22 protein-coding genes are annotated in these 23,377 nt (G+C 63.8%); 16 read left to right on the top strand and 6 right to left on the bottom strand.

All coding sequences use genetic code 11. The features are described 5' to 3' along the window. Positions 1–202 precede the first annotated feature (202 nt). Entirely contained in the window at positions 203–1,024 is an 822-nt protein-coding gene (locus PQT43_RS12885; protein WP_272754047.1) for an aldo/keto reductase, read from the bottom strand. Positions 1,025–1,248: 224 nt separating this feature from the next. Between PQT43_RS12885 and PQT43_RS12880 the strand changes: the two genes are divergently transcribed. Genes PQT43_RS12880 through PQT43_RS12860 form a run of 5 tightly spaced genes read left to right on the top strand, consistent with a single transcriptional unit; the run spans position 1,249 to position 5,025 of the window. Next, the gene (locus PQT43_RS12880; protein WP_102865121.1) at positions 1,249–1,464 is read left to right on the top strand and encodes a TOBE domain-containing protein; all 216 of its coding nucleotides are present in this window, start codon (positions 1,249–1,251) and stop codon (positions 1,462–1,464) included. Positions 1,465–1,506: 42 nt separating this feature from the next. Beyond that, positions 1,507–2,544 (top strand): isopenicillin N synthase family dioxygenase, encoded by a 1,038-nt coding sequence (locus PQT43_RS12875; RefSeq protein ID WP_272754046.1) that lies wholly within the window; start codon positions 1,507–1,509, stop codon positions 2,542–2,544. Between the two features lie 29 nt (positions 2,545–2,573). Continuing rightward, the gene (locus tag PQT43_RS12870) at positions 2,574–3,383 is read left to right on the top strand and encodes a MetQ/NlpA family ABC transporter substrate-binding protein (RefSeq protein ID WP_253084827.1); all 810 of its coding nucleotides are present in this window, start codon (positions 2,574–2,576) and stop codon (positions 3,381–3,383) included. Further along, the gene (locus PQT43_RS12865) at positions 3,380–4,357 is read left to right on the top strand and encodes a methionine ABC transporter ATP-binding protein (RefSeq protein WP_272754045.1); all 978 of its coding nucleotides are present in this window, start codon (positions 3,380–3,382) and stop codon (positions 4,355–4,357) included. The genes PQT43_RS12870 and PQT43_RS12865 overlap by 4 nt, the downstream gene beginning before the upstream one ends. Beyond that, complete coding sequence (locus PQT43_RS12860; protein ID WP_442962465.1) at positions 4,354–5,025, top strand: methionine ABC transporter permease; 672 nt, start codon at positions 4,354–4,356, stop codon at positions 5,023–5,025. Before PQT43_RS12865 ends, PQT43_RS12860 begins: the two co-directional genes overlap by 4 nt. Before the next feature lie 18 nt (positions 5,026–5,043). On the opposite strand, the gene PQT43_RS12855 is transcribed toward PQT43_RS12860, so the two are convergent. Further along, a complete protein-coding gene (locus tag PQT43_RS12855) occupies positions 5,044–5,955 on the bottom strand; it encodes an AraC family transcriptional regulator (protein WP_272754044.1) in 912 nt (303 codons plus the stop codon). Positions 5,956–6,059: 104 nt separating this feature from the next. Between PQT43_RS12855 and PQT43_RS12850 the strand changes: the two genes are divergently transcribed. The 5 genes from PQT43_RS12850 to PQT43_RS12830 are packed head-to-tail and all read left to right on the top strand — an operon-like array spanning position 6,060 to position 10,501. Then, positions 6,060–6,620, top strand: coding sequence for a carboxymuconolactone decarboxylase family protein (locus PQT43_RS12850; RefSeq protein ID WP_102879428.1), 561 nt, complete (start codon positions 6,060–6,062; stop codon positions 6,618–6,620). Between the two features lie 48 nt (positions 6,621–6,668). Then, a complete protein-coding gene (locus PQT43_RS12845; RefSeq protein ID WP_272754043.1) occupies positions 6,669–7,736 on the top strand; it encodes an acyl-CoA dehydrogenase family protein in 1,068 nt (355 codons plus the stop codon). Then, positions 7,733–8,572, top strand: a complete 840-nt coding sequence (locus tag PQT43_RS12840; protein ID WP_272754042.1) for an ABC transporter ATP-binding protein — start codon at positions 7,733–7,735, stop codon at positions 8,570–8,572. Before PQT43_RS12845 ends, PQT43_RS12840 begins: the two co-directional genes overlap by 4 nt. Further along, positions 8,538–9,737: an ABC transporter substrate-binding protein gene (locus tag PQT43_RS12835; RefSeq protein WP_272754040.1), complete on the top strand. Its 1,200-nt coding sequence runs from the start codon at positions 8,538–8,540 to the stop codon at positions 9,735–9,737. Before PQT43_RS12840 ends, PQT43_RS12835 begins: the two co-directional genes overlap by 35 nt. Further along, entirely contained in the window at positions 9,737–10,501 is a 765-nt protein-coding gene (locus PQT43_RS12830) for an ABC transporter permease (RefSeq protein ID WP_102865111.1), read from the top strand. The genes PQT43_RS12835 and PQT43_RS12830 overlap by 1 nt, the downstream gene beginning before the upstream one ends. A 75-nt stretch (positions 10,502–10,576) precedes the next feature. On the opposite strand, the gene PQT43_RS12825 is transcribed toward PQT43_RS12830, so the two are convergent. The 4 genes from PQT43_RS12825 to PQT43_RS12810 all read right to left on the bottom strand — a co-directional run bounded on the left by PQT43_RS12825 (position 10,577) and on the right by PQT43_RS12810 (position 14,819). Next, positions 10,577–11,371: a type 1 glutamine amidotransferase domain-containing protein gene (locus PQT43_RS12825; RefSeq protein WP_272754039.1), complete on the bottom strand. Its 795-nt coding sequence runs from the start codon at positions 11,369–11,371 to the stop codon at positions 10,577–10,579. A gap of 112 nt (positions 11,372–11,483) precedes the next feature. Then, a complete protein-coding gene (locus tag PQT43_RS12820) occupies positions 11,484–12,326 on the bottom strand; it encodes a metal-dependent hydrolase (protein ID WP_123390953.1) in 843 nt (280 codons plus the stop codon). 38 nt (positions 12,327–12,364) lie between these two features. Next, positions 12,365–13,264: an SDR family NAD(P)-dependent oxidoreductase gene (locus PQT43_RS12815; RefSeq protein WP_267268152.1), complete on the bottom strand. Its 900-nt coding sequence runs from the start codon at positions 13,262–13,264 to the stop codon at positions 12,365–12,367. Continuing rightward, positions 13,251–14,819, bottom strand: coding sequence for a flavin-containing monooxygenase (locus PQT43_RS12810; RefSeq protein WP_272754037.1), 1,569 nt, complete (start codon positions 14,817–14,819; stop codon positions 13,251–13,253). Before PQT43_RS12810 ends, PQT43_RS12815 begins: the two co-directional genes overlap by 14 nt. 265 nt (positions 14,820–15,084) lie before the next feature. Here PQT43_RS12810 and PQT43_RS12805 point away from each other — a divergent pair, with 265 nt between their 5' ends. From PQT43_RS12805 to PQT43_RS12780, 6 genes are all read left to right on the top strand, one after another. Next, positions 15,085–16,080, top strand: a complete 996-nt coding sequence (locus tag PQT43_RS12805; protein WP_123390948.1) for an alpha/beta fold hydrolase — start codon at positions 15,085–15,087, stop codon at positions 16,078–16,080. Between the two features lie 293 nt (positions 16,081–16,373). Continuing rightward, complete coding sequence (locus PQT43_RS12800) at positions 16,374–17,651, top strand: alkane 1-monooxygenase (protein ID WP_102879419.1); 1,278 nt, start codon at positions 16,374–16,376, stop codon at positions 17,649–17,651. Between the two features lie 145 nt (positions 17,652–17,796). After that, positions 17,797–18,288: an alkane oxidation protein activator PraA gene (gene praA, locus PQT43_RS12795; RefSeq protein ID WP_272754036.1), complete on the top strand. Its 492-nt coding sequence runs from the start codon at positions 17,797–17,799 to the stop codon at positions 18,286–18,288. A gap of 207 nt (positions 18,289–18,495) precedes the next feature. Next, positions 18,496–18,987 (top strand): alkane oxidation protein activator PraB, encoded by a 492-nt coding sequence (gene praB / locus PQT43_RS12790; RefSeq protein ID WP_102879418.1) that lies wholly within the window; start codon positions 18,496–18,498, stop codon positions 18,985–18,987. Between the two features lie 123 nt (positions 18,988–19,110). After that, positions 19,111–20,547, top strand: a complete 1,437-nt coding sequence (locus PQT43_RS12785) for an outer membrane protein transport protein (RefSeq protein ID WP_102865102.1) — start codon at positions 19,111–19,113, stop codon at positions 20,545–20,547. Between the two features lie 279 nt (positions 20,548–20,826). Continuing rightward, positions 20,827–23,376 carry an acyl-CoA dehydrogenase gene (locus PQT43_RS12780; protein WP_272754035.1) on the top strand — a complete coding sequence of 850 codons (2,550 nt, stop codon included), beginning with the start codon at positions 20,827–20,829 and terminating at the stop codon, positions 23,374–23,376. The last annotated feature ends 1 nt before the right edge of the window (position 23,377 follow it).

Below are 23,377 nucleotides of genomic sequence, written 5' to 3'. Positions count from 1 at the left end.
GCCAACTGTAATTGTGGGGCATGCCAACCAGGGATCAGACAATTCTTAAATAGCTGGGTACAAAGTAGCTTTGTGGTGTTTATGTTTATCTGGAACTTAGTTGTTTGTCTGAAACAGCAACTTTCCTATCAGCCATTTTCTTGCAACTAGTCTTTTGTAACTTTTCCTGAACTCGAGAGTTTCTTATTCCGTTACAGCGGTTTCAGACCATCTCCAGGTGCTGTTTACGCCGGGGCGGAGTAAACACTTGATCCAGGGCTTGCAGGTCCTGGGGTTCCAGTTGCAGTTCACCGGCCTGGGCGTTGAGCCGCAGGTGCGCCGGGCGCACTGCCTTGGGAATCACCAGCACCTGGTCCTGGCGCAGCAACCAGGCCAGGGCTACCTGGGCTGAGGTAACCCCGTGGTTCCGGGCAATCTGCTGCAATACCGGTTCGGCCAGCAAGGCGCCGCCCTGGCCGATCGGGCAATAGGCCATAAGCGGCATCCGTCGCTGTTGGCAGGCGGGCAACAGGTCGAACTCGATACCCCGCGACTCCAGGTTGTACAGCACTTGATTGGTGGCGCAGGCCTGTGCATCCAGTTCCTCCAGGTCAGCCACGTCGAAGTTGGAGACCCCCCAACGGCGAATCTTGCTGGCTTCGCGCAGCCGTTCGAAGGCTTCGACGGTTTCCGCCAGCGGATACTGTCCGCGCCAGTGCAGCAGGTACAGGTCGATGACCTCGGTACCCAAGCGTTGCAGGCTGCGTTCGCAGGCCAAAGGCAGACCCTTGCGACTGGCATTGTGGGGATACACCTTGCTCACCAGGAACACCTGATCGCGGCGCCCGGCAATGGCCTGGCCGACCACCTCCTCGGCGCCGCCTTCGCCGTACATCTCCGCGGTGTCGATCAGGGTCATGCCCAGCTCGATTCCGCTGCGCAGCGCGGCGATTTCCTGATCCCGCTGCCGGCGATCCTCCCCCATGCGCCAAGTGCCCTGGCCAATGACCGGAACCTGGGTATCCGCGAGCTCGAGCGTGCGCATGCTGCCTCCTGGGATCTGTAGCGAGTCGGATGGGGAGGGCACAGGGAAACAAAGCCATGGGCGGCGGTCAAGGCCCGCCAAGCCCAGGGCGAGGGTGGAAATCATATATTCCTAAAATGCATAAAATTCTAATTATTTATTCCTTTGAAGGCTTTGGCTAAAGGTGCATGTTTGTCACCAGCCGCTCAATTCCAGAGTCCGGTGCCAGCAGAGGAATTTTCAGCATGACCATTCAAGCGATCAACGTACGCAACCAGTTCAAAGGCGTGATCAAGGAGATCCACGAAGGCCAGGTGGTATCGGAAATCGACGTGCAGACCGCTTCGGGCATTGTCACCTCGGTGATCACCACCCGCTCGGTGCGCGACCTGGAACTGAAGATCGGCAGTGAAGTGATCGCCTTCGTGAAGTCCACTGAAGTGTCCATCGCCAAGCTCTGAGACACGCACCTCGGACGTCGTCAATTCACAGGGGAGTGAAACATGCCGCACTCGCTGGATATCACCGCGTTACCCGTGCTCGACCTGAGCCAGTTGGAGGGGCGCCCGGAGCAGCGCCAGGCCTTTCTCCAGAGCCTGCGCCAGGCGGCGCGGGATGTCGGGTTCTTCTACCTCACCGGGCACGGCATCGACAGTGGCCTGCTGCGTCGGGTGCAGGATCAGGCCCGGGCCTTCTTTGCCTTGCCCGACGCCGACAAGGCGGCGGTGGGCATGATCCACTCGCCGCATTTTCGCGGCTACAACCGCGCGGCCTCGGAGATTACCCGAGGCCAGCCGGACCTGCGCGAGCAGTTCGACCTGGGCGCCGAGCGCCAGGCCTTGCCCCAGGACCCGCAAAGTCCACCCTGGGCCCGCCTGCAAGGTCCCAATCAGTGGCCGGCACAGTTGCCGCACTTCAAGCCCCTGTTGTTGGAGTGGCAGCAGGCAATGACCGGCATGTCGCTGCGCCTGCTGCGAGGTTTTGCCCAGGCCCTGTCATTGCCGGAGCATGCTTTCGATCCCTTGTACGGCGAGCGGCCCAATGAACATATCAAGCTGATCCGCTATCCCGGCCGCGCCCCGGGACAAAGCAACCAGGGCGTAGGCGCCCACAAGGATTCCGGATTCCTCAGCTTTTTGCTGCAGGACCAGCAGGCCGGTCTGCAGGTGGAAGTGCAAGAGGGCCGCTGGATCGACGCACTCCCCAGGGACAACACCCTGGTGGTGAACATCGGCGAGCTGCTGGAACTGGCCACCCACGGCTACCTGCGGGCCACGGTGCATCGGGTGCTCTCGCCACCGGCGGACCGCGATCGCTTGTCGATTGCCTTTTTCCTCGGCGCCCAACTGGACGCCCGAGTGCCGCTGTATCCCTTGCCCGCAGCCCTGTTGCAGGAAGCCCGGGGCCCGGCCAGCGATCCGGACAATCCATTGTTTCGTGAGGTGGGCTGGAACTACCTCAAGGGCCGCCTGCGCTCCCACCCCGATGTCGCCCAGCGCTTCTACCCCGATGCCCTGGTACCCAAGGCCCTGAGTGCCTGATCCCGATTCGCCGACCCAAGGACATAACCATGTTGAACAAGAACCTGTTTGCCCTGGCGCTGCTGGCCGGCCTGGGTCACCTCCTGCCGGCGGTTGCCGCGCAGCCGTTGCGGGTCGCGGCAGACCCGGTGCCCCACGCGCAGATCCTCGCTTATGTGCAGAAGCTCGACCCGCAACTGGCGTTGCAGATCATCGAGATTCCCAACGGCGTGAACTCCAATGAGTTGCTGGCCCACGGCGATGTGGACGCCAACTACTTCCAGCACCTGCCTTATCTCAAGTCCCAGGAACAGGCCCTGGGCCAGCCGTTCGCGGTGGCCGCCAGCGTGCACATCGAACCCCTGGGCATCTACTCCCAGCGGCACAAGAGCTTCGATCAGGTACCACAGGGCGGCACAGTGGCGGTGCCCAACAATGTCACCAACCTGAGCCGCGCCCTGTACCTGCTGCAGAGTTACCAGCTGATCCGCCTCAAGCCCGGCTTCAGCGATCCGGCCCGTGACCAGGCCACCCCCAAGGACATCGCCGACAACCCCAGGCAGTTGAAGATCCTGGAAATCGAATCACCGCAGATTCCCCGGGCCCTGGAAGATGTCGACCTGGCGGTGATCAACGGCAACTACGCCCTGGAAGCGGGCCTGGTGCCAGCCAAGGATGCCCTGGGGCTGGAACAGGCCGAACACAATCCCTACGCCAATATCCTGGTGACCACCCCCCAGCTGCAGGACGACCCACGCATCCGGCAGCTGGCCAAGGACCTGCGTTCTCCTGAAGTGGTCAAGTACATCACCGAGTCCTACAAGGGTTCGGTGATCCCGGCCGCGGACCGCCAGCCATGATCCAGGTGGAGCAGGTCAGCAAGGTCTATGGCGAAGGCCAGCCGCCGGCCCTGGATCGGGTGTCACTGACGGTTCCCGCCGGCGCGGTCTACGGCATTCTCGGCCGCAGCGGTGCCGGCAAGTCGACCCTGTTGCGCTGCCTGAACCTGCTGGAGCGCCCCAGCAGCGGGCGCATCCTGATCGATGGCCAGGACCTCGGCACGCTGTCCGAAGGCCAGCTGCGCAGGCAGCGCCAGGGCATCGGCATGATCTTCCAGGGCTTCAACCTGCTGCATTCACGCACGGTGCAGGACAACGTCGCCGTGCCCCTGGAAATCGCCGGCCTGGGCAAACCGCAGCGACAAGCCCGGGTCCTCGAACTGCTGGACATGGTAGGGCTGAGCGACAAGGCCCAGGCCTTTCCTTCCCAACTGTCCGGTGGCCAGAAGCAACGGGTAGGCATTGCCCGAGCCCTGGCCGCCGGCCCCCGTTATCTGCTCTCGGATGAAGCCACCAGCGCCCTGGACCCGGAAACCACCGCCTCGATCCTGCAACTGCTGGCGCAAATCAACCGCGAGCTGGGGCTGACCATCGTGCTGATCACCCACGAATTGGAGGTGGTCAAATCCATCTGCAGCCATGCCGCTTCCCTGGCCCAGGGCCGGTTGCTGGAGTGCGGTGCGATTGCCCAACTGCTTGCAGACCCGCAATCGGCCCTGGGTCGCGCCTTGCTGCCGGGCTACAACCTGCCGTTCAACGGCAGCCAGCCCGAGGCCGAGCTGACATTTTTCGACAACCAGCGTGCCGCGCCGCTGCTTGCACAACTGAGTCGCCAGCAGGCATTGGAGCTCAAGGTGCTGGCTGGCGGGGTCGAGTCGGTGGGCGGCCGGCGGGTAGGGCGCCTGCGCATCGCTGCCGCCGGTGCCGACGTCGGAAAATTCCAGCAACTGCTGACGGCCCTGGCCCAGCGAGGCATCCGGAGTGAACGCCTGTGAACCGCAGTATTGATTGGCAGGAACTGGCGCAACTGCTAATAAACGCCACCGGCGAGACCCTGTACATGGTGCTCCTGGCCTCGCTGTTCACGGTGCTGATCGGCTTGCCTCTGGGCGTGCTGCTGTTCGTTAGCCGCAAGGGCGGTCTGCGCCCCATGCCGCGGATCAATCGCCTGCTGGGCACCCTGGTCAACCTGGGACGTTCCTTGCCCTTTGTGGTGCTGCTGATCGCCTTGATTCCCCTGACCCGGCTGGTGGTCGGCACCACCCTGGGCAGCACCGCAGCGGTGGTGCCCATCACCATCGGCGCCTTTCCATTTTTTGCACGGATCGTCGAGAACGCCCTGGATGAGGTGGACAAGGGCCGGATCGAAGCGATCCTGGCCATGGGCGGGCATATCGGCCATGTGATCTTCAAGGCGCTGCTGCCGGAGGCCTTGCCGGCACTGCTGGCGGGGCTGACCCTGACCCTGGTGATGCTGATCGGCTTCTCCTCCATGGCCGGGGTCATCGGGGGCGGCGGCTTGGGCGACCTGGCGATCCGCTACGGCTATCAGCGTTTCAACAACCAGATCATGGTGGCCACGGTGCTGGTCCTGGTGTTGCTGGTGCAGGGAGTACAGAGCGGCGGCGACAGGCTGGTGCGCTCCCTGGTGCACCGCCGTTAAACCCTGTGCGGGTGCCACTCAGCGCCCTTCATGCTGCTTGCGATAGGCCCCGGGCTGCAGGCCCACGGCCTTGGTGAAGGCCCGGGTGAAGGCGGCGATGGATTGATAACCCACGCTCGCCGCTGCCTGCTCCACGGTCTGGTTGGCCTTGAGCAATTGGCAGGCATGGCGCATGCGCAGGGCCAGCAGCACCTGCCCCGGGGACTGCCCGGCCAGTTCATTGAAACGCTTGAAGAACGCCGAACGCGACAGCCCGGTCAGGGCCGCCATGCTTTCCAGGGGCCAGGGCTGGCCGGGTTGCTGGATCAACTGTTCCAGCAGCGGGGCGAATCCCGGATGCCGAGCCAGGGCCACCAGGCCGCCGAGGTCCTGGTTGTCGCTGACCTGCTGGCGCAGCACATAGAGGAACAGCAGGTGGCTGAGACGCTCCAGCAAGGCCGAGGACGGTGCCGGGGTGCGCTGGCACTCGTCGAGAATCAGTTGGAACAGCGCACGGGCGGCGCTGAGGGACGGATCGCCGGCCCGCAGGATCAGCCAGCCCGGCAAGCCGTCGATGATCAGCGAAGACAATCCCGACTTGAAGTGGAAGAAGCCGCAGACCAGGCCCACGCCATCCTGGGCGCTGGAATCCAGGGCCGTCATGGCCATGCGCGGCAGTTGTTGCGCCACTGCGGACTGCTGGGCGCTGGACAGTCGATAGCCCAGGTCCTGTAGCAGAAACACCGCATCTCCGGCGTCCAGGCGCAGCGCCTCGGGCAAGCCATCGATGTGCAGCCAGCAATGGCCCTGGACGATCAGGTGGAAACTGGCCCGGGCCAGCCCCTGGGTGCTGGCGTGCCAGCCACCGCAGTAACGCCCGACATGAAACAGGCTGGCATCCAGTTCCAGGCCTTCTAATAACCAATCAACCAAGGGGCTTGATGAAATCATCTAAGGGAAACACTCAGGAGCAAGTAATCGCTACTTTAGAATATGGATCGGAATTCTTATAACCAACAGACTTGACGCACACCTACATACCAGGAGTCCACTCCATGTCCCGCGTCACTCTACACACCTTGCACAGCGCCCCAGAAGCCGCCCGGCCATTTCTTGAAAATGCCCTGAAAAATTCCGGCTACATTCCCAACCTGCTGGGCATCCTGGCCAACGCCCCGGCCGCCCTGGAGACCTACGTCACGGTCTCGGGCCTCAACGCCAAGGCTGATCTGAGCCTGGCGGAGCGGGAAGTGGTGCAGTTGATCGCCGCCACCACCCATGGCTGCGATTTCTGTGTCGCAGGTCATACCGCGGTGGCCCTGAACAAGGCCAAACTCCCGGACCCGGTGATCAGCGCCCTGCGTGAGCAGAGCAGCTTGCCCGAGGCCCGTCTGGAAGCCCTGGCGGCCTTCGCTCGGGAAGTGATCGCCACCCGGGGCAAGGTCAGCGACCAGGGCTACGCCCAGTTCAAGGCCGCAGGGTACAGCGAAGGCAACGCCCTGGAAGTGATCCTGGGCATCAGCCTGGCGACCCTGTGCAATTTTGCCAACGTGTTCGCCGGGACCGAACTGAACCCCGAGCTGGCCCAGTATCGCTGGTCGGCCCAAGGTCAATGATTCAAGGCGCCGGTTATCCAACGGCGCCCCCTTCAAGGAGAAAACCACATGCTCAGTGCGCACTTGAGTGAATGGCTGGATGCCCAGGCCCAGGCGCTGGACCAGGGTCACTGCGATCCCCAGCAGGTACTCGCTCGCCTCGCCGGGGCCGATGTGCTGCGGGTCGGCATCGACCAGGAACTGGGGGGCAGCGGCGGCGAGCTGACCGATGCCCTGGAAGTCATGGCCGCGGTGGCCAGTCATTCCCTGGCGGCCGCCTTCGTGTTCTGGGGCCAGCGGGCCTTTATCGAATACCTGCTGCACAGTCCCAACCAGGCGCTGCGCGAGCGCTTGCTGCCCTCGTTGCTCAGTGGCGAGCTGGCCGGGGCCACCGGGCTGTCCAACGCCATGAAATTCCTGTCCGGAATCGAGGCGCTGCAAGTCAAGGCGCGGGACCAGGGCCAGGGCTGGAGCCTCAACGGCCGCCTGCACTGGGTCACCAACCTGCGCAAGAGCGGTTTTGTGGTGGCGGCGGCCATCGAGCACGAGGAGGGCGGTGCGCCCTTTATCCTGGCGATCCCCGATGCCTTGCCCGGGCTGCAGCGCTCCGACGATCTGCAACTGATGGGCCTGCAATCGAGCAACACCGCGGCCCTGGACTTGAGTCAGGTGCAGGTTCCGCGAGACTGGCTGCTGCACGAGGACGCCCGAGTCTTCCTGCCGGCCGTGCGCCCGGCCTTTCTCGGTCTGCAATGTGCCCTGGCCATCGGCCTGGCGCGCCGGGCCCTCAGGGAAGTGGAAAGCCATGTCCAGGGCGCCCGCTCGATTCTCATTGAGCCGTTGCACGAGCAGCGCCAGCACCTGGAACAGACCGTTGCCGAGCTCAAGGAGGGTCTGCTCGACGGGCGTTTCCTGACCCAGCCCGCAGCGCTGTTCCGGGTGCGCATCGCCTTGGCCGAGGCCACTGCCAACGCCGTGCAACTGGAGTTGCAGGCCAGCGGTGGCAAGGCCTACCTCAATGAATTCGGCAGCGGCTTTGCCCGGCGCTGGCGCGAGTCGGCCTTTGTGCCCATCGTCACGCCAAGCCTGGTGCAATTGCGTGCCGAACTGCAGCGCCAGGCGCGTAACGCAGCATGAGCGCGTTGTTGAATGCGCAGAACATCAGCCTGGGCTATCCCGGGGCCGAGGGCTGGCACGTGGTGCTGGAAGACTTCGAGCTGCAACTGCAAGCCGGCGAAGTGGTGTCCATCCTCGGCCCAAGCGGGGTCGGCAAGTCCAGCCTGTTGCGGGTCCTGGCCGGCCTGCAGCAGCCCCACAAGGGGCAGGTCAGCCTGTTGGGCGAGGTGCTCAGCGGTCCTCATCCTCGGGTCGCGGTGGCCTTCCAGGACCCCAGCCTGTTGCCCTGGCTGACCCTGGAGCACAACGTCGCCTTCGGCCTGGATTTTGCCCGCCAGCCGCACTTGAGCCAGACGCAGCGTCAGGTCCGTATCGACCACGCCATCGCCGCCGTTGGCCTGGACCATGCCCGTCGGCAGTACCCGGCCCAGCTCTCCGGCGGCATGGCCCAGCGCACGGCCCTGGCCCGCTGCCTGGCCCGGCAGCCGCAAGTCTTGCTGTTGGACGAACCCTTCGGCGCCCTGGACGAGGTGACCCGGGCCGACATGCAGCAACTGCTGCTCAAGGTGATCGGCCAGCACCGCACGGCCGCGCTGCTGATCACCCACGACATCGACGAAGCCCTGCTGTTGTCCGATCGGGTGCTGCTACTGGGTAACAGCCCGGCGCGCACCCTCGGCCAGTGGCACATCGACCTGCCGGCGCCCCGCGCCGAACGGATCGAGGAGCTGGGCGCCTTGCGTATCGAGATTCTCAAAACCCTTCGGCGGGCGAGCCGCAACCCCCTTAATTCCCCATTGCCTGCACCGTCGGAGATTGACCATGTGCCTGGACGACTTCACTCACACGCGTCGTGACTTCCTCAAACTCAGCGCGCTGCTGACCGCCGGCGGCGCCTTGCCGCTGCTCAACAGCCTGCACGCCCGCGCCGCCCAGGAGCCGGATGCGCCGGTACGCATCGGCTACCTGCCGATCACCGACGCCACGCCGTTGCTGGTGGCCCACAACAACGGCCTGTTCGAGGCCGAGGGCATCAAGGCCGAACGCCCGGTGCTGCTGCGCAGCTGGGCGCAGGTGATCGAGGCGTTCATTTCCGGGCAGGTCAATGTCATTCACCTGCTGTCGCCGATGACCGTCTGGGCCCGCTACGGCAGCCGGGTGCCGGCCAAGGTGGTGGCCTGGAACCATGTCGGCGGCTCCGGCCTGACCGTGGCCCCGGGTATTACCGAGATCAAGCAATTGGCGGGAAAGTCGGTGGCGATTCCGTTCTGGTACTCGATCCACAACGTGGTGGTGCAGCAACTGTTTCGCGACAACGGCCTGGTGCCGGTGAGCAAGGCCGCCGACAGCGCCCTGGGCGCCAACGAGGTCAACCTGCTGGTGCTGCCGCCATCGGACATGCCGCCGGCCCTGGCCAGCCAGCGCATTGCCGGCTACATCGTCGCCGAGCCCTTCAACGCCCTGGCCGAAGAGCTCAAGGTGGGGCGGGTACAGCGCTTTACCGGGGATGTCTGGCGCAATCACGCCTGCTGCGTGGTGTTCATGCATGAGCACGACCTGAACAACCGCCCCGAGTGGTCGCAGAAAGTGGTCAACGCCATCGTCAAGGCCCAGCTCTGGACCCGGGACCACCGCGCCGAGGCTACGCAGTTGCTGTCCAAGGACGGCAGCAATCGCTACACGCCCCATGCGCCCCAGGTCCTCAACCGGGTGCTGGCGCCAGCGGCCAGCGACCGTGAGGCTTATCTGGCCAGCGGCGCGATCCAGCACAGCCACTGGGACGAGTCGCGCATCGACTTCCAGCCGTATCCGTTTCCCAGTTACACCGAGGAATTGGTCAAGCGCCTCAAGGACACCCTGATCGAGGGCGACAAGGGCTTTCTCGCCAACCTCGACCCGGCGTACACCGCCCAGGACCTGGTGGACGATCGCTTTGTGCGCAACGCCATCGCCGCAGTGGGCGGGCTCAAGGCCTTCGGTCTGGCAGACAGCTTCGAACGCAGCGAGGAGTTTGGTCTTTGATGGGCAAGCAACCTTCCTCCCTGAGCCATTGGGTCCTGGGCCTGGCGGGGCTGCTGAGCCTGCTGCTGGGCTGGTGGCTGGGGGTGCACCTGCTGGGAGGCGGCAACGGCCTGGCGGCGCGTTTCTCCCCCGAGGCGACCTTCGCCAGCCTGGTGGAACTGCTGGGGCGCGGCGAGCTGTATGAGCATGTGCTGGTGAGCCTCAAGCGCATCTTGGTAGGGCTGCTCCTGGCCTTGCTGATCGGTGTGCCCCTGGGCCTGCTGGTGGGCAGCTACCGGCACCTGGAGGCGGCGACCACCCCGGCGTTCCAGTTCTTGCGGATGATCTCGCCGCTGTCCTGGATGCCCGTGGTGGTGATGCTGATGGGGGTAGGGGACCAACCGATCTACTTCCTCCTGGCGTTTGCCGCTCTGTGGCCGATCCTGCTCAACACCGCGGCCGGCGTGCGTCAACTGGACCCGCGCTGGCTGCAACTGAGCCGCAGCCTCAGCGCCACCCGCTGGGAAACCTTGCGCAAGGTGATCTTGCCCGGGGTGGTGGGGCATGTCCTGACCGGGGTGCGACTGTCCATCGGCATTCTCTGGATCGTCCTGGTGCCCTGCGAAATGCTCGGTGTCAGCGCCGGCCTGGGCTACTTCATCCTCGACACCCGGGACCGCCTGGCCTACTCGGAACTGATGGCCATGGTGCTGCTGATCGGCGTGCTCGGGTTTGCCCTCGACGCCCTTGCCCGTGGCCTGCACCGACGCTGGTCCCATGCCTGATCCGGCTCCCTCTCCCGCAGGCGCCGGCTTGTCGGCGAACAGGTCATGGAGACAGTCGTGCGTGCCGCCACGCCTTCAAGCCGGGTCAGCGCTGCTCTGCTCCGGCTGAACCTGGGCCTGACGGGCCTGTTGCAGCAGAGCGACCCATTCATTGGCAAAGCGGTGACAGTCCCCCGGCCAACGCGCGGTCAGCAGGTTGCGGTCGCGCACCACAAAGCCGCGCTCGGGGTGCTGCGCTGAATCCCGGCGCGGCAGCCAGGGCCCGGAAAGAAAATCTGCCGGGCTGGCCAGTACCTGCTTGATCTCTTGCTCGACGCTGTGGTCGTAGGTGCGGTAATAGCGCCCCAGCCACGGCGCGGTGACGATCCAGGCCGCCAGTTCCATGGGTCCTGCGAGCAGGGCGGTGACCTTGCGCCCGTAGAGCACCGAGCGTCCGCTGTCGCGGTCGATGCAGCGGGCCAGCGCGAGTGGGCCGTGACACACCGCGGCCACGGGTTTGTCGGCCTTGAAGAACGACAGAATGATTCGCCTCACATCCGCGGACTCCAGCAGGCTGCGCATGCCCCGGGCATGCCCGCCCGGAATCAGCAGGCCCTCGAAGGCTTGCGGATCGACGTCGGCATAGTTCAGGGGGCTGAGAAACGCTGGGTCGCGGGTCATGCTGTGGTAGTGCTCAAGGTCAGCGGCGGGGGTCATCAACAGCGGATTGAGCGGACCGAAGCCCAGGCTCACCAGGCGCGAGTCGGCGTAGGCCGGGAACCCCAGGGGCGTGGCGAATTGCGCGTCAAAGCCAGCGTCCCTGGCGGCCTGCCAGGGCAGGCTGCTTTCAGTGGGATCGTAGTCGGCGTGGGGCAGCAAGATCAGGATCATGGCGCGCGCTCGCAGCACAAAGGGTGCGCTGCAGGTTAGCAGCCCCTGGCGTGCGTGCAGGCGCTCATGGCACGCCGCTGGCACAGCGTGTCATGGCTGCCCACTTGGCCGCTCACTTGGCCGCCACGGCGGCGCGGGTGCGTTCGATCTCTTGCACCAGGCCGTCGATGCGTTGCAGCTGCTCGCGGTTGTCGTGGTCCCAGGGATGGAAGCCCGGCTTGAAGAATTGCAGCCAGGGCAGGGCGATGCGCGGGAACACGCCCTTGGGACCGTAGAGGTACTTGATCACCTGCCACAGGCCGCGCCAGTGGCCACCGCGACGGCGGTCGGCGATGAGCATGCGCACATGGAAGTCGAACACCACCAGCCAGAAGGTCAGGGTGGTGAAGAGCATGGTCCCGGTGCGGATCAGGTAGCGCTTGGGCCCGGGCTTGAGCACGGTGTTAAAGACGTCGTAGGACACCGATTTGTGTTCGGTTTCCTCCAGGGCGTGCCACAGCCACATCTGCCGGTAGCCTTCTACCGAATCGCCGAAGCGACTGGGGTCGCGCAGCAGCAGGTCGGCAAGGATCGCCGTGTAGTGTTCCAGGGCCACGGTGATGGCCAGGTTGAAGGCCGCAGGGAAGTGCTTTTTCTGGAAGTCGAGGATCATCCGCAGCCGCCGATCCAGCAAATGGGCCGGCAGCCCGGCGTCCTGCAGCAAGTCGTTGTAGCGCACGTGCTCGCGGCTGTGCATGGCTTCCTGGCCAATGAACCCCTGGATCTCGCGCTTGAGCTCGGGGTCGTGAATCTGCTCGCGGTAGTGGCGCACGCTGTCCATGAAGAACAGCTCGCCGGCAGGAAACAGCAGGGACAGGGCATTGAAGAAGTGGCTCACGTGGCTGCCTTGTTCGTGCCAGTCGCAGGCACGTTCGGCAGGCAGTTCGACCTGGATGTCGCGGCGGATGGGCAGCATGGCTGGCGCTCCTCTAGACATGAAATGGGTACGCGGCGCTACAGGCCGCGCTCGTCCTGGGCCTCGTAGACTGCCGGCCGTTCCTGGCTCGGCTTGGGCGCCATGCGCCGGCTGATCCACACCACCAGGGCCTGATAGGCGCCGGGCAGCAGGCGCACCAGCAGATCGAGGAAGTGCGCGTCGCGGCCGATCAGCACCCGGCGCTTGTTTTTGCGCACCCCATGCAGGATCACCTTGGCGGCGGTTTCGGCGCCGGTGATGAAGAGCTTTTCGAAGTCATCCCGGGCCTGCTGTTCGCTGTCGATCAGGAAGCCCTTGACGTTGTCGCTGATGCGGCTGCTGCGGGCGATGTCGGTACGGATGCCGCCCGGGTGCACGCAAGTGGCAGAGACGCCGTTGCCTTGCAGGTCCAGCTCCTGGCGCAGGGATTCGGTAAAGCCGCGTACGGCGAACTTGGTGGCGTTGTAGCCGCTCATGCCCGGTTGGGAGAACAGGCCGAAGACGCTGGAGGTGTTGATGATATGGCCGTCGCCGGATTGCTTGAGGTAGGGCAGGAAGGCCTGGGTGCCGTGGACCACACCCCAGAAATTGACGTCGACGATCCACTCCAGGTCCGCCAGGCTCGAACCTTCCACGGTGCTGGACAGGGCCACGCCGGCATTGTTAAAGATCAGGTTGATCTGCCCGTGTTCGGCGGCGCTGGCGGCGGCCCAGGCGAACATCGCTTGGCGGTCGCCGACGTCCAGTTCCTGGCTGCTGATGCGCAATGGCAGCAAGGTCGCGGCCCGGGCCTGGGTCACGGTCTGGGCTAGTCCCTGGGGGTTCTTGTCGGCCAGGGCCAGGTGGCAACCCTCGCGGGCCAGGGCAATGGCCAGGGCACGACCCATGCCGGAGGCGGCGCCGGTGATGGCCGCGACTTTACCGTTAAAATTTTTCATCGATGGCGGCCTCTTGCAGGTTCAACGGGCGCGCTGCGGCCGGCGTGGCGGCAGTCCCGGGGTGGAGCAGGTGAGTGGTCAGGTAGTCCTGGAGCTGGAAGTGCTGCACGGTCTTCCTGAAGCTCCAGGTAGAGCCGGGCCAGAGGGTGGTGTTCTGGCCGCTGCGGGGGTCCAGGTACCAGCTGCGGCAACCGCCGGTGGACCAGATGGCCCCGGCCAGGCGCTGTTGCAGACGCTGGTTGTACTGGCTCTCGACCTGGGGCTTGACCTCCAGGCTGGCGATGCCGTCCAGGCGCATCCGTTCCAGGGCCTTGAGGATGTAGTCCACCTGAGCCTCGATCATCAGGATCATCGAGTTGTGCCCAAGACCGGTGTTGGGGCCGACGATCATGAACAAGTTGGGAAAGCCCGGCAGGCAGGTGCCGAGGTAGGCATGGGCGCCCCCGGACCAGGCGTCCATCAGGTCCTGGCCCCGGCGGCCGAAGAGCAGGCCCTGGGGAATCGGGTCGGTGGCCTGGAAGCCGGTGCCAAAGATGATGCAGTCCACCGGGTGGCGGGTGCCGTCGGCGGTGATCACGGCATCGCTGTCGATGCGCTGGATGGCATCGCTGATGACCCCCACATTGCCTCGGGAGAGGGCCGGGTAGTAGTCGTTGGAAATCAGGATGCGCTTGCAGCCGATGGTGTAGTCGGGCGTCAGGCGTTGGCGCAGGAGCGGATCGGCGACTTGCTTGCGCAGGTGCCGCAGGGCCACGCGCTGTACCACTTTCATTAGTTTCGGCCTGCGGGCGAAGGCGATCACCCGGCTTTCCAGGGCCCAGTACAGAGCCGAGCGCACCAGCCGCTGGGTGAAGGGCAGGTGCTTGAAGGCCCAGCGTTCCGCCGCGCTGAGTTCGCGGTCGGGTTTGGGCATGATCCACGGCGGGGTGCGCTGGAACAGCTTGAGCTGCGCCACCCAGGGAGCGATTTTCGGGACGAACTGAATGGCACTGGCGCCCGTGCCTATGACCGCCACGCGCTTGCCTTGCAGGGAGTAGCGATGGTCCCACTGCTGGGAGTGAAAGCGCTTGCCAGTGAAGGTGTCCAGGCCGGGAATCTGCGGGATCGCCGGACGCGAAAGGCCGCCCATGCCGGACACCAGCACCCGCGCGCTGACCTTGCGGCCATTGCCGAACCTCAGTTGCCAGCGCTCTGAAACCTCATCGAAGACCGCCTGCTCCAAGCCCATGTTGAAGTGCAGAAAGGGCGTCAGGGCGAAGTCCCTGGCGCAGTTCTCCAGGTACTCGCGGATTTCTGCCTGGGGCGCGAACTGCCGGGTCCAGTTCGGGTTGGGTGCGAAGGAAAAGGAGTAAACGTGGGATTGCACGTCGCAGGCGCAGCCGGGGTAGTGATTGTCACGCCAGGTGCCCCCCAGGGACGCGGCTTGTTCGGCGACCAGGAAGTCTTGCAGCCCGGCTTGCTTGAGCTTGATCGCCATGCACAGCCCGGCGAAACCGGCGCCGATGATGGCGATGTCAACGACCTCGGGGTCGTTGGGTGGCGAGTACGCATTCATGGTGTGTACCTCGATTGTGGTGACGCTTGGGGTGACTTTCGTCGGTGAGTGAAACCTCAGGATTGCACAATTTAAAATAATGTTTTAAAAATTAATTTAAATAAATCACCTGAAAAAGTCACCTACGCCATTCGCTTGTGGATCTTGCAGGGCTCATCCGGACCTGGGATGAGACGCCACAGGCAGTACCGGGCCAAGGCGACAGCCACTGCGGCGGATCATCCTGGTCCTGCAGCGCGGCGCAGGGAAGCTGGGGGGACGGGTTATGCAGTGGCTGGTAGCGGCGGCGGTATTTCTGGCGGTCAGCGCGGTGCTTTGGGTGGTGAGCTTGCGTATCAACCGCAGGATCGAACGTCAGGTGCCGATCAACGGACGCTTTCTCGAAGTCGGCGGTGAACGCCTGCACTACACCGACGAGGGCCGCGGCCCGGCACTGCTGATGATCCATGGCCTGTCCGGCTGCGGTCGCAACCTGACCCATTCCCTGGCGCCGCAACTGCGCGAACGGTTCCGGGTGATCACCCTCGACCGCCCCGGCTCAGGCTATTCCACTCGGGCCCGCGGTGCGGCGGCGGACCTGCCGGCCCAGGCCAGCCTGGTGGCCAAGTTCATTCGCACCCTGGACCTGGGGCAGCCGCTGGTACTCGGGCATTCCCTGGGCGGCGCCGTGGCCCTGTCTTTGGCGCTGGATCATCCGCAATCGGTGTCCGGGCTGATCCTGGTGGCGCCCTTGACTCATCCGCAACGCATGCTGCCCTGGGTGTTCCTGTCCCTTGGAGTACGTCCGGCCTTCCTGCGTCGCTGGATGTCCCTGACCCTGGCGGCGCCCATGGCGATGCTCGGCCGTCGCGGTCTGGTGAAGGCGATATTCGCCCCGGACCCGGTGCCTGAGGACTTCGCCGAGCGTGGCGGCGGCTTGTTGGGGATGCGTTCGGACAACTTCTATAACGCCTCCAGCGAGATCGCGGTGGTCAATCGCGCCTTGCCGGGCATGGTCAAGCGCTACCCCAGCCTGAAGCTGCCGGTGGGGCTGATCTATGGTTCGGCGGACTCGATACTCAATTACCGCCGGCATGGCGAGACCATGGTGGGCAAGGTGCCTGGGTTGCAACTTGAGATCGTTCCAGGTCGGGGGCACATGCTGCCCATCAGCGCCGTCGAGCGAGTGGTGGCCATGGTCGAGCACATTGCTGCACAAGCCGTACCACAGCGCAGCGCCACCGTGCTGCGCCCGCCGTTCGCGGCATCCCGAGCAGGCTAGGGGCGTTGTAGGTGGCGATTGCGATCGTCGCGCAACGACTCTGGCAGCAGCTGTAAAGGCTTCACGGGCGACATTCAAAACAGGCCGAGAAAATAGTTGACGAGCTAACGAACCCGAGCTATTTTTTTAAAAAAATGTTTTGAATGTTTTTTTTGAAAGTGCAATTGAGCGATTAAAATAATGAAAATAACGCCATTTCACGCTTTTGTTTTTTCATCTGTTCACGCTCCCTACAGCGCCGTCGCGCTGTCCTCTATGGCATCCCTGCCGACGGCCATCCTGCGGAGGCTGCCATGACTGTCTCCGTGGCGGCACCCGGCGTCTGGACCGATGGCAAGCGTCACCTCTGGTGGCTGGGCACCTTGCCGATGATCACCCCTTTGCTCGCAGGCCTGTTCGCACTGACCACCGGTGTCCAGGTGTTCTGGTGGAGCGGGGTGGTGGTGATCTTCGGCCTGATTCCCCTGATTGACGGCCTGCTCGGAGAGGACGCCAGCAACCCGCCGGAATCCGCGGTTCCCGATCTGGAAAAACAACCCTACTACCGTTTCATCGTCTACAGCTGCGCCGTGCTCTCGGTGGTGTCCCTGGTAGTCACCGCCTGGATGGCCATCAAGGGGGTCGACTGGATCATGGCCGGTGGCTTGTTGCAGCTTAGTGAACAGCTGCACCTGCAGGGCAGCCTGGCGAGCTTCGCGGCCTTCCTGACCGAACGTGCGCAACTGCATGGCAGCGTCGGCTGGTTCACTTACCTGGGCATGGCCATGTCCACCGGTGCCGCCACCGGCATCGCCATCAACATCGCCCATGAGCTGGGGCACAAGAACCGCGGGATGTCCAAGTTCCTGGCCAAGCTGGCCCTGGCCTCGACTTTCTACGGGCACTTCTTCGTCGAACACAACCGTGGTCACCACGTGCGCGTGGCAACCCCTGAAGATCCCGCCAGCTCTCGTCTTGGCGAATCCTTCTGGAGCTTCCTGCCGCGTACTGTGTGGTTCAGCCTGCGCTCGGCCTGGCACCTGGAAAGCGAGCGCCTGCACAAACTCGGGCTGCCGACCCTGCACTGGAAGAACGGCGTGCTCAGTGCCTGGCTGTACAGCGTGGTGCTCTGGGGCGTGCTGATCGCCTGGCTCGGCGCGGCGGTGATTCCCTTCCTGGTGATCCAGGGCATCTACGGTTTCTCCCTGCTGGAAGTGGTGAACTACGTCGAGCACTACGGTCTGCTGCGGCAGAAACAGCCCAACGGCCGGTATGAGCGCTGCTCGCCGCGTCATTCCTGGAACAGCAACCGCATCGTCACCAACATCTTCCTGTTCCAGCTGCAGCGTCACTCTGACCACCATGCCAACCCGACCCGTTCGTACCAGGCCTTGCGCCACTTCGACGAGTCCCCGCAACTGCCCTATGGCTACGCCACCATGATCGTCTGGGCCTATGTGCCGGCGCTCTGGCGGCGACTGATGGACCACCGGGTCCTGGCCCATTACTCGGGGGATGTGCGGTTGGCCAACCTGCATCCGGCCAAGCGTGCCGAACTGCTCAAGCAATACGGTTTCACCGACACCGATTGAGACACCGCTCTTTAGTTGGACCGCTCACCCCTTCAAGTGCCCGTGAACCGCCTGCGTTTGCCTGCTTGAAGGGTGAGCCCCGAATACAGAAGTCCTTGAACACGTTGACCGACAACAACAATAAGCAACTGTAAGGAAGTCACGGATGTCTATTTCACCTCTGATCGCTGCCCGTCTGTTTGTGGTCATGCTGGGTGTGTCACTGATGGGCGCCGCCGATGCGGCGCGCATCGAGCCGGCCAACACCGAGTTCACCGCCAAGGGGCCCATCAGCTTCGCCAAAAGCATCATCAATGCCGACTGCACCATCCAGGTCAGCGGCAAGGTCAGCCCCGACGGCAGCTTCGCCAGCGTCGAGAAAGTCGACTTCAGCGGCGGCCTCAAGTGTGGCCAGGTGGAAGCCACACACCTGCCCTGGAAGCTGATTGCCAAGGATGAAACCAGCGGCGCCATGTCCGGCATCCAGGTCACCGTACACGCCCCCCTGGTGGGCGGCGATTGCGGGCCGAGCACCGCCGAAGGCAGTTGGAACAACCGCACCGGCAAGCTGGAGGCGACCCAGGTCAGCCTTGAGGGCGGCTGCACCATCAAGACCGTATCGATCCAGATGCCGCCCACGTTCCGGGTTGCGCCCTGAGTCACAACAGATTCCATGGAGGGACGCTGATGAACTTGCGATCAAGTAGTCCGAAAGCGCCGGCAGCTCAAGCCCGGTCGGTATCGCCATAGCGTGCTCCAGCACCGAATTCGGTCGAACTGGAGAGCCGATGGCGTCATCGACACCCTGGCGAGGCTGATAACCCCCTGGCAACTGCCTGTTGCCTAAATCTTGAGGAAAACAACAATGCAAAGCATCAAGACTCTGGTATCCGTAGCTTCTTTCGCCATCTGCCTGGGCGCCGCGTCGATGGCCAACGCTGCCACCATTGCACCTGCCGGTGCGTCCTTCTCGGCACCGGGCACCATCTCGGTGTCTTCGCCGGCATCGTTTGGGATTCCAGTCAATTGCAACATCAACTTCACCGGTACCGTGGCGGCCAACGGCTCCAATGCCTCGATCACCGGCGCCACCGTCAGCGGTAGCAACTCGCTGTGCGGCGTGCCGGTTCTGCTGAACCTGCCTTGGACCCTGACCGCCTCCAGCGCTACCGCGGGCACCGTGACCGGGGTCAACTTCAAGATCCTCTCCAACTGCAGCAGCACGCCGGTGACCATCAACGCCACTTGGAACAACGCCACCAACACCCTGAGCATTCCTTCGGCGCAATCCGTCGGCAGTTGCAAAATCACGGCGTTGAGCGTCAAGCCGAACCCAGCCTTCACCGTAACCCCTTGAAGTTGATCTGACTTCAGCCTGTTGATCACTTGCTGAAAAAACAGGCGCCTCGTTTGAGGCGCCTGTTGCAACGCCCTGGATCGGTGGTGGCCGATCGCGGTCGATAATAATAAGGAGTGGGGCATGAATAATAAGAAACACAAGATCCAGGCCGCTATTGGCCTGGCGGTGCTGGGTGGCCTGATTGGTTCCGGGTCGGTGCAGGCGGGTGGTTTCTCAACTCCGACCTATGGCGCTCCAGGCTGGGGTCGGGCGTTTGGTGGTGGTTCGCTGTTCAAGAATGATCCCAGTGCTGCGTACAACAACCCGGCAGCCATGGCGTTCATCGATCACAACGTGGCACAGATGACCGTGGATTACGCGCGGATCAAGATGAAGTTCAAAGGCAACGTCAACGACTATCAGGGGAATCCGGCCTCCATCACTCCCGTGGATGACACCGGCGCTCCCAGCGGCGCGGCGATGCCCCTGACCGGCGATGGCGGGGAGGGTGGTTTCACCGCCTGGTTGCCCACCGGTTTCATGGTGATGCCGATCAACGATCGCTTTGCTTTTGGCCTCAGCCAGGTCGTGCCCTTGGGCATGCGCAGCACCTGGGACGAAGGCTGGAAAGGTCGTGACTTCGCCGTGGATACCAAGATTGAGACTGTCGGCCTGACCGGGGCCCTGTCGTTCAAGGTCCGTGAGGATTTCTCCATCGGTGCCGGGGTCATCGTGCAGCACAGCAAGGGCTTCGTCAGCCAGAACCTCAACGTCAGTGGTTCGGCGGGCATGTCGGTGCTTCCTGGAGCGCCCTCGGGCATTGGCTCCAACCTGATGCGGGTCAAGGTCGATAACACTTCGGTCGGCTGGTTCACCGGCATCACCTGGAAACCCACCGAGCAGGACACCCTGGGCCTGAACTATCACGCCAAGATCAAGAACAAGATGGAGGGCAAGTACAACATTCGTGCCGACGCCCTGGGCCGCAATTTCATGACCCAGCCGGCCGGTCCCAACGGTGAAACCCTGACCGAACTGGCTTATCCGGGCCTCAAGCTAAACCCCGATGGTGCCAACGCCAGTACTCAACTGGACATTCCGGCTACCGCCGGCCTGGACTGGGTCCACGTGTTCAACGATCGCTTCACCATGGGCGCCAGTCTGCTCTGGACCCAGTGGTCGTCGTTCAAGGACCTGACGCTGAAGTCTGATGGCAACACCCTGGTGGCGATTCCTTACAACTACAAGGACTCGATGATGTACTCCCTGGGTGGCGACTATCGCTTCACCGATGAGCTGACCCTGCGCGCTGGTGTGGCCTTCGACCAGACCCCGACTCGCAATTCGACCCGTGACCCACGGATTCCGGATAACGATCGCTGGTTCACTTCCATCGGTTTTGGCTATGACATCAAGGCCATTCCCGGGCTGACCATCGACGGCGCCTATTCCCGGCAGTTCGTCAAAGAGGCCAAGCTCAAGACCGTCAACGTTGACCGTCTCGGCGGTTCCACCATCGACGGCAAAGTCGACTCCAAGGGCGAAGTGGTGAGTCTCTCCGCGACCTATCACTTCTGAGGCCTCGCGCTTCATCCATGCCTTGAGATAACGGCAGTACCAAGGGAGTGTGCGACTGCCGTTGGCTGGACGGGTCACCTCAGGACCCGTCTCGACCTGCCTGCTTTTCCAACCTTTGGCTGACATCGTTCAGCCGTTATGCGTTGCCGAAAACACTCAAAACAATATTTAAAAATAAAATTTGAAACATGCTTCTTTCCTTTGTAGGGTGATCGTCGAGGGGCCGGCACAACGCCCGGGCTCCCAGTGGTTGTCTCGTTAGAACAAGAGAGGTATTCCATGATTGTCTGGTTATTGGTGGGACTCGCCGCAGCCTGTGCACTGGCCTATCGCCAGGCCGCCGCGGCCCTGTGGCTGGGCAGCGGCCTGGTGTGGCTGGCGGCAGGTTATCTGTTCAATCTGGTGGGCACCCTGGGACTGACCCTCGGCGTGCTGCTGGTGCTGGCGCCGGCCGCGCTGCTGAGCATCAAGCCCCTGCGCCGTGCCTTGCTCACCCGCAAGGCCCTGGCCATGTTCCGCAAGATCATGCCGGCCATGTCCGACACCGAGCGCGCCGCCATCGAATCCGGCACGGTCTGGTGGGACGCCGAGCTGTTCAGCGGCAAGCCCGACTGGCCACGCCTGCTGCAGGCCGCCCCGGCCAGTCTGAGCGCCGAAGAGCAGGCGTTCATGGACAACGAAGTGGAAACCCTGTGCAACATGGCCAACGACTGGGAGACCACCCAGATCTGGCAGGACCTGTCGCCCAAGGCCTGGCAATACACCAAGGACGCGGGTTTCCTGGGGATGATCATTCCCAAGCAATACGGCGGCAAAGGCTTCTCCCATTACGCCCATTCCCAGGTGGTGATGAAACTCTCCACCCGCTGCTCGGCGGCGGCGATCTCGGTGATGGTGCCCAACTCCCTGGGCCCGGCCGAGCTATTGCTGCACTACGGCACCGAGGCCCAGCGCCAGCATTACCTGCCGCGCCTGGCCCGTGGCGAAGACATTCCGTGCTTTGCCCTGACCAGCCCCTATGCCGGTTCCGACGCCGGGGCCATTCCCGACGTCGGGGTGGTGTGCAAGGGCCAGTTCGAAGGCCAGGAAGTCCTGGGCTTTCGCGTCACCTGGGACAAGCGCTACATCACCCTGGGCCCCATCGCCACGGTGCTGGGCCTGGCCTTTCGCGCCGAAGATCCGGACGGCCTGCTGGGTAGCAAGGGCAGCCTGGGGATTACCTGCGCACTGATTCCCACCACCCATCCGGGGGTCAATACCGGGCGTCGCCACTGGCCGCTGAACGCGGTGTTCCAGAACGGCCCGACCACCGGCAAGGATGTGTTCATTCCCCTGGAATGGGTGATCGGCGGTGGCGCTCAAGTGGGCAACGGCTGGCGCATGCTGATGGAGTGCCTGGCGGCCGGGCGGGCGATTTCCCTGCCGTCGGCCAACGTCGGCCTGGGCAAGGTGGCAGTACGCGGCACCACGGCCTATGCGGCGATGCGCAAGCAGTTTGGCCTGCCCATCGGCAAGTTCGAAGGCGTTCAGGCGCCGTTGGCACGCATGGCCGGGCACCTGTATGCCTGCGATGCGGTGCGCAAGGTCTCAGTGGCGTCCCTGGATGCCGGCGAGAAACCTTCGGTGATCTCGGCGATTGCCAAATACCACGTCACCGAACGCGCCCGGGCTATCGTCAACGACGGCATGGACATCGTCGCCGGCAAGGGCATCTGCATGGGCCCCAACAACTTCCTGGCCCGGGCCTACCAGCAAAGCCCGATTGCCATCACCGTGGAAGGCGCGAACATCATGACCCGCTGCCTGATCATCTACGGCCAGGGGCTGATCCGTTGCCATCCTTATGTGTTCCGTGAAATGGAAGCCGCTCGCGATGGTGGACGCAAAGGCCTGGAAGCGTTCGACAACGCCATGTTCGGCCATATCAGCTTTGTCTGCGCCAACACCGTGCGCGCTGCGGTGCATGCGCTGACTGGCGGACGCCTGATCAAGGCCCCGGCCAACACCGACAAGGCCCTGGCTGGCTATTACCGGCAGATCCAGCGTCTGTCAGTGGTGCTGGCCCTGGCTTCGGACATTTCCATGGGCGTGCTGGGCGGTGCCCTCAAGCGCAAGGAAAGCATCACCGGACGCCTGGGGGACATTCTTTCCCAGCTGTACATCCTGTCCTGCGTGTTGAAGCGTTTCGAGGACGATGGCCGACCCCAGGCCGATCTGCCGCTGGTGCATTGGGCGGCCCAGGATGCCCTGCTGCGGGCCCATGAAGCCCTCGCCGAGGTGCTGGACAACTATCCGTCCAGAGCGGCTGCGCGGATTATTCGTGGCCTGAGCTTCCCCCTGGGCATTCCCCAGCACAAACCCAGCGACCGCTTGCTGGCCGAGGTGGCCGAGCTGGTGCAAACCCCAGGCGCCACCCGCGACCGCCTGTTGGCCGACTCCTACATCCCGCAACCGGACATCGACAAACTGGCCTACGGCGAACTGGCGTTCCGCCTGCAACCGCAAGTGGAACTGATCGAGGCCCGGCTCAAGCCGGCGATCAAGCAGGGTGCCCTGGCGCCGTTGCCGATCTCCCGCGAGGCCTTCGGCGTGTGGCGGGTCCAGGCTCTGGAACAGCAATTGATCAGCCAGGACGAAGACGAGCTGCTCAGTCGTTACGTGGAATACGGCGATCACGCGATCCAGGTCGACGACTTCCCCCAGGACTTCGGTCTGCTGGAAGCCTTGCAACAGCGTCAGGCGCACTTCGAGCAAAGCGCCAAGCCGGCCTCGCGCAAACGTGCCGCCAGCAGCGAAGACGCGGTGCTGGCCAGCGATTCGGCCTATTGAG

Origin of the sequence: Pseudomonas sp. BLCC-B112 (assembly GCF_028550695.1) — a bacterium.
In the GTDB taxonomy this organism is placed as follows: Bacteria; Pseudomonadota; Gammaproteobacteria; order Pseudomonadales; family Pseudomonadaceae; genus Aquipseudomonas; species Aquipseudomonas danubii.
The sequence above is the reverse complement of the archived record's forward strand: the minus strand, read 5'-3'. Positions and strand labels throughout refer to the sequence as shown.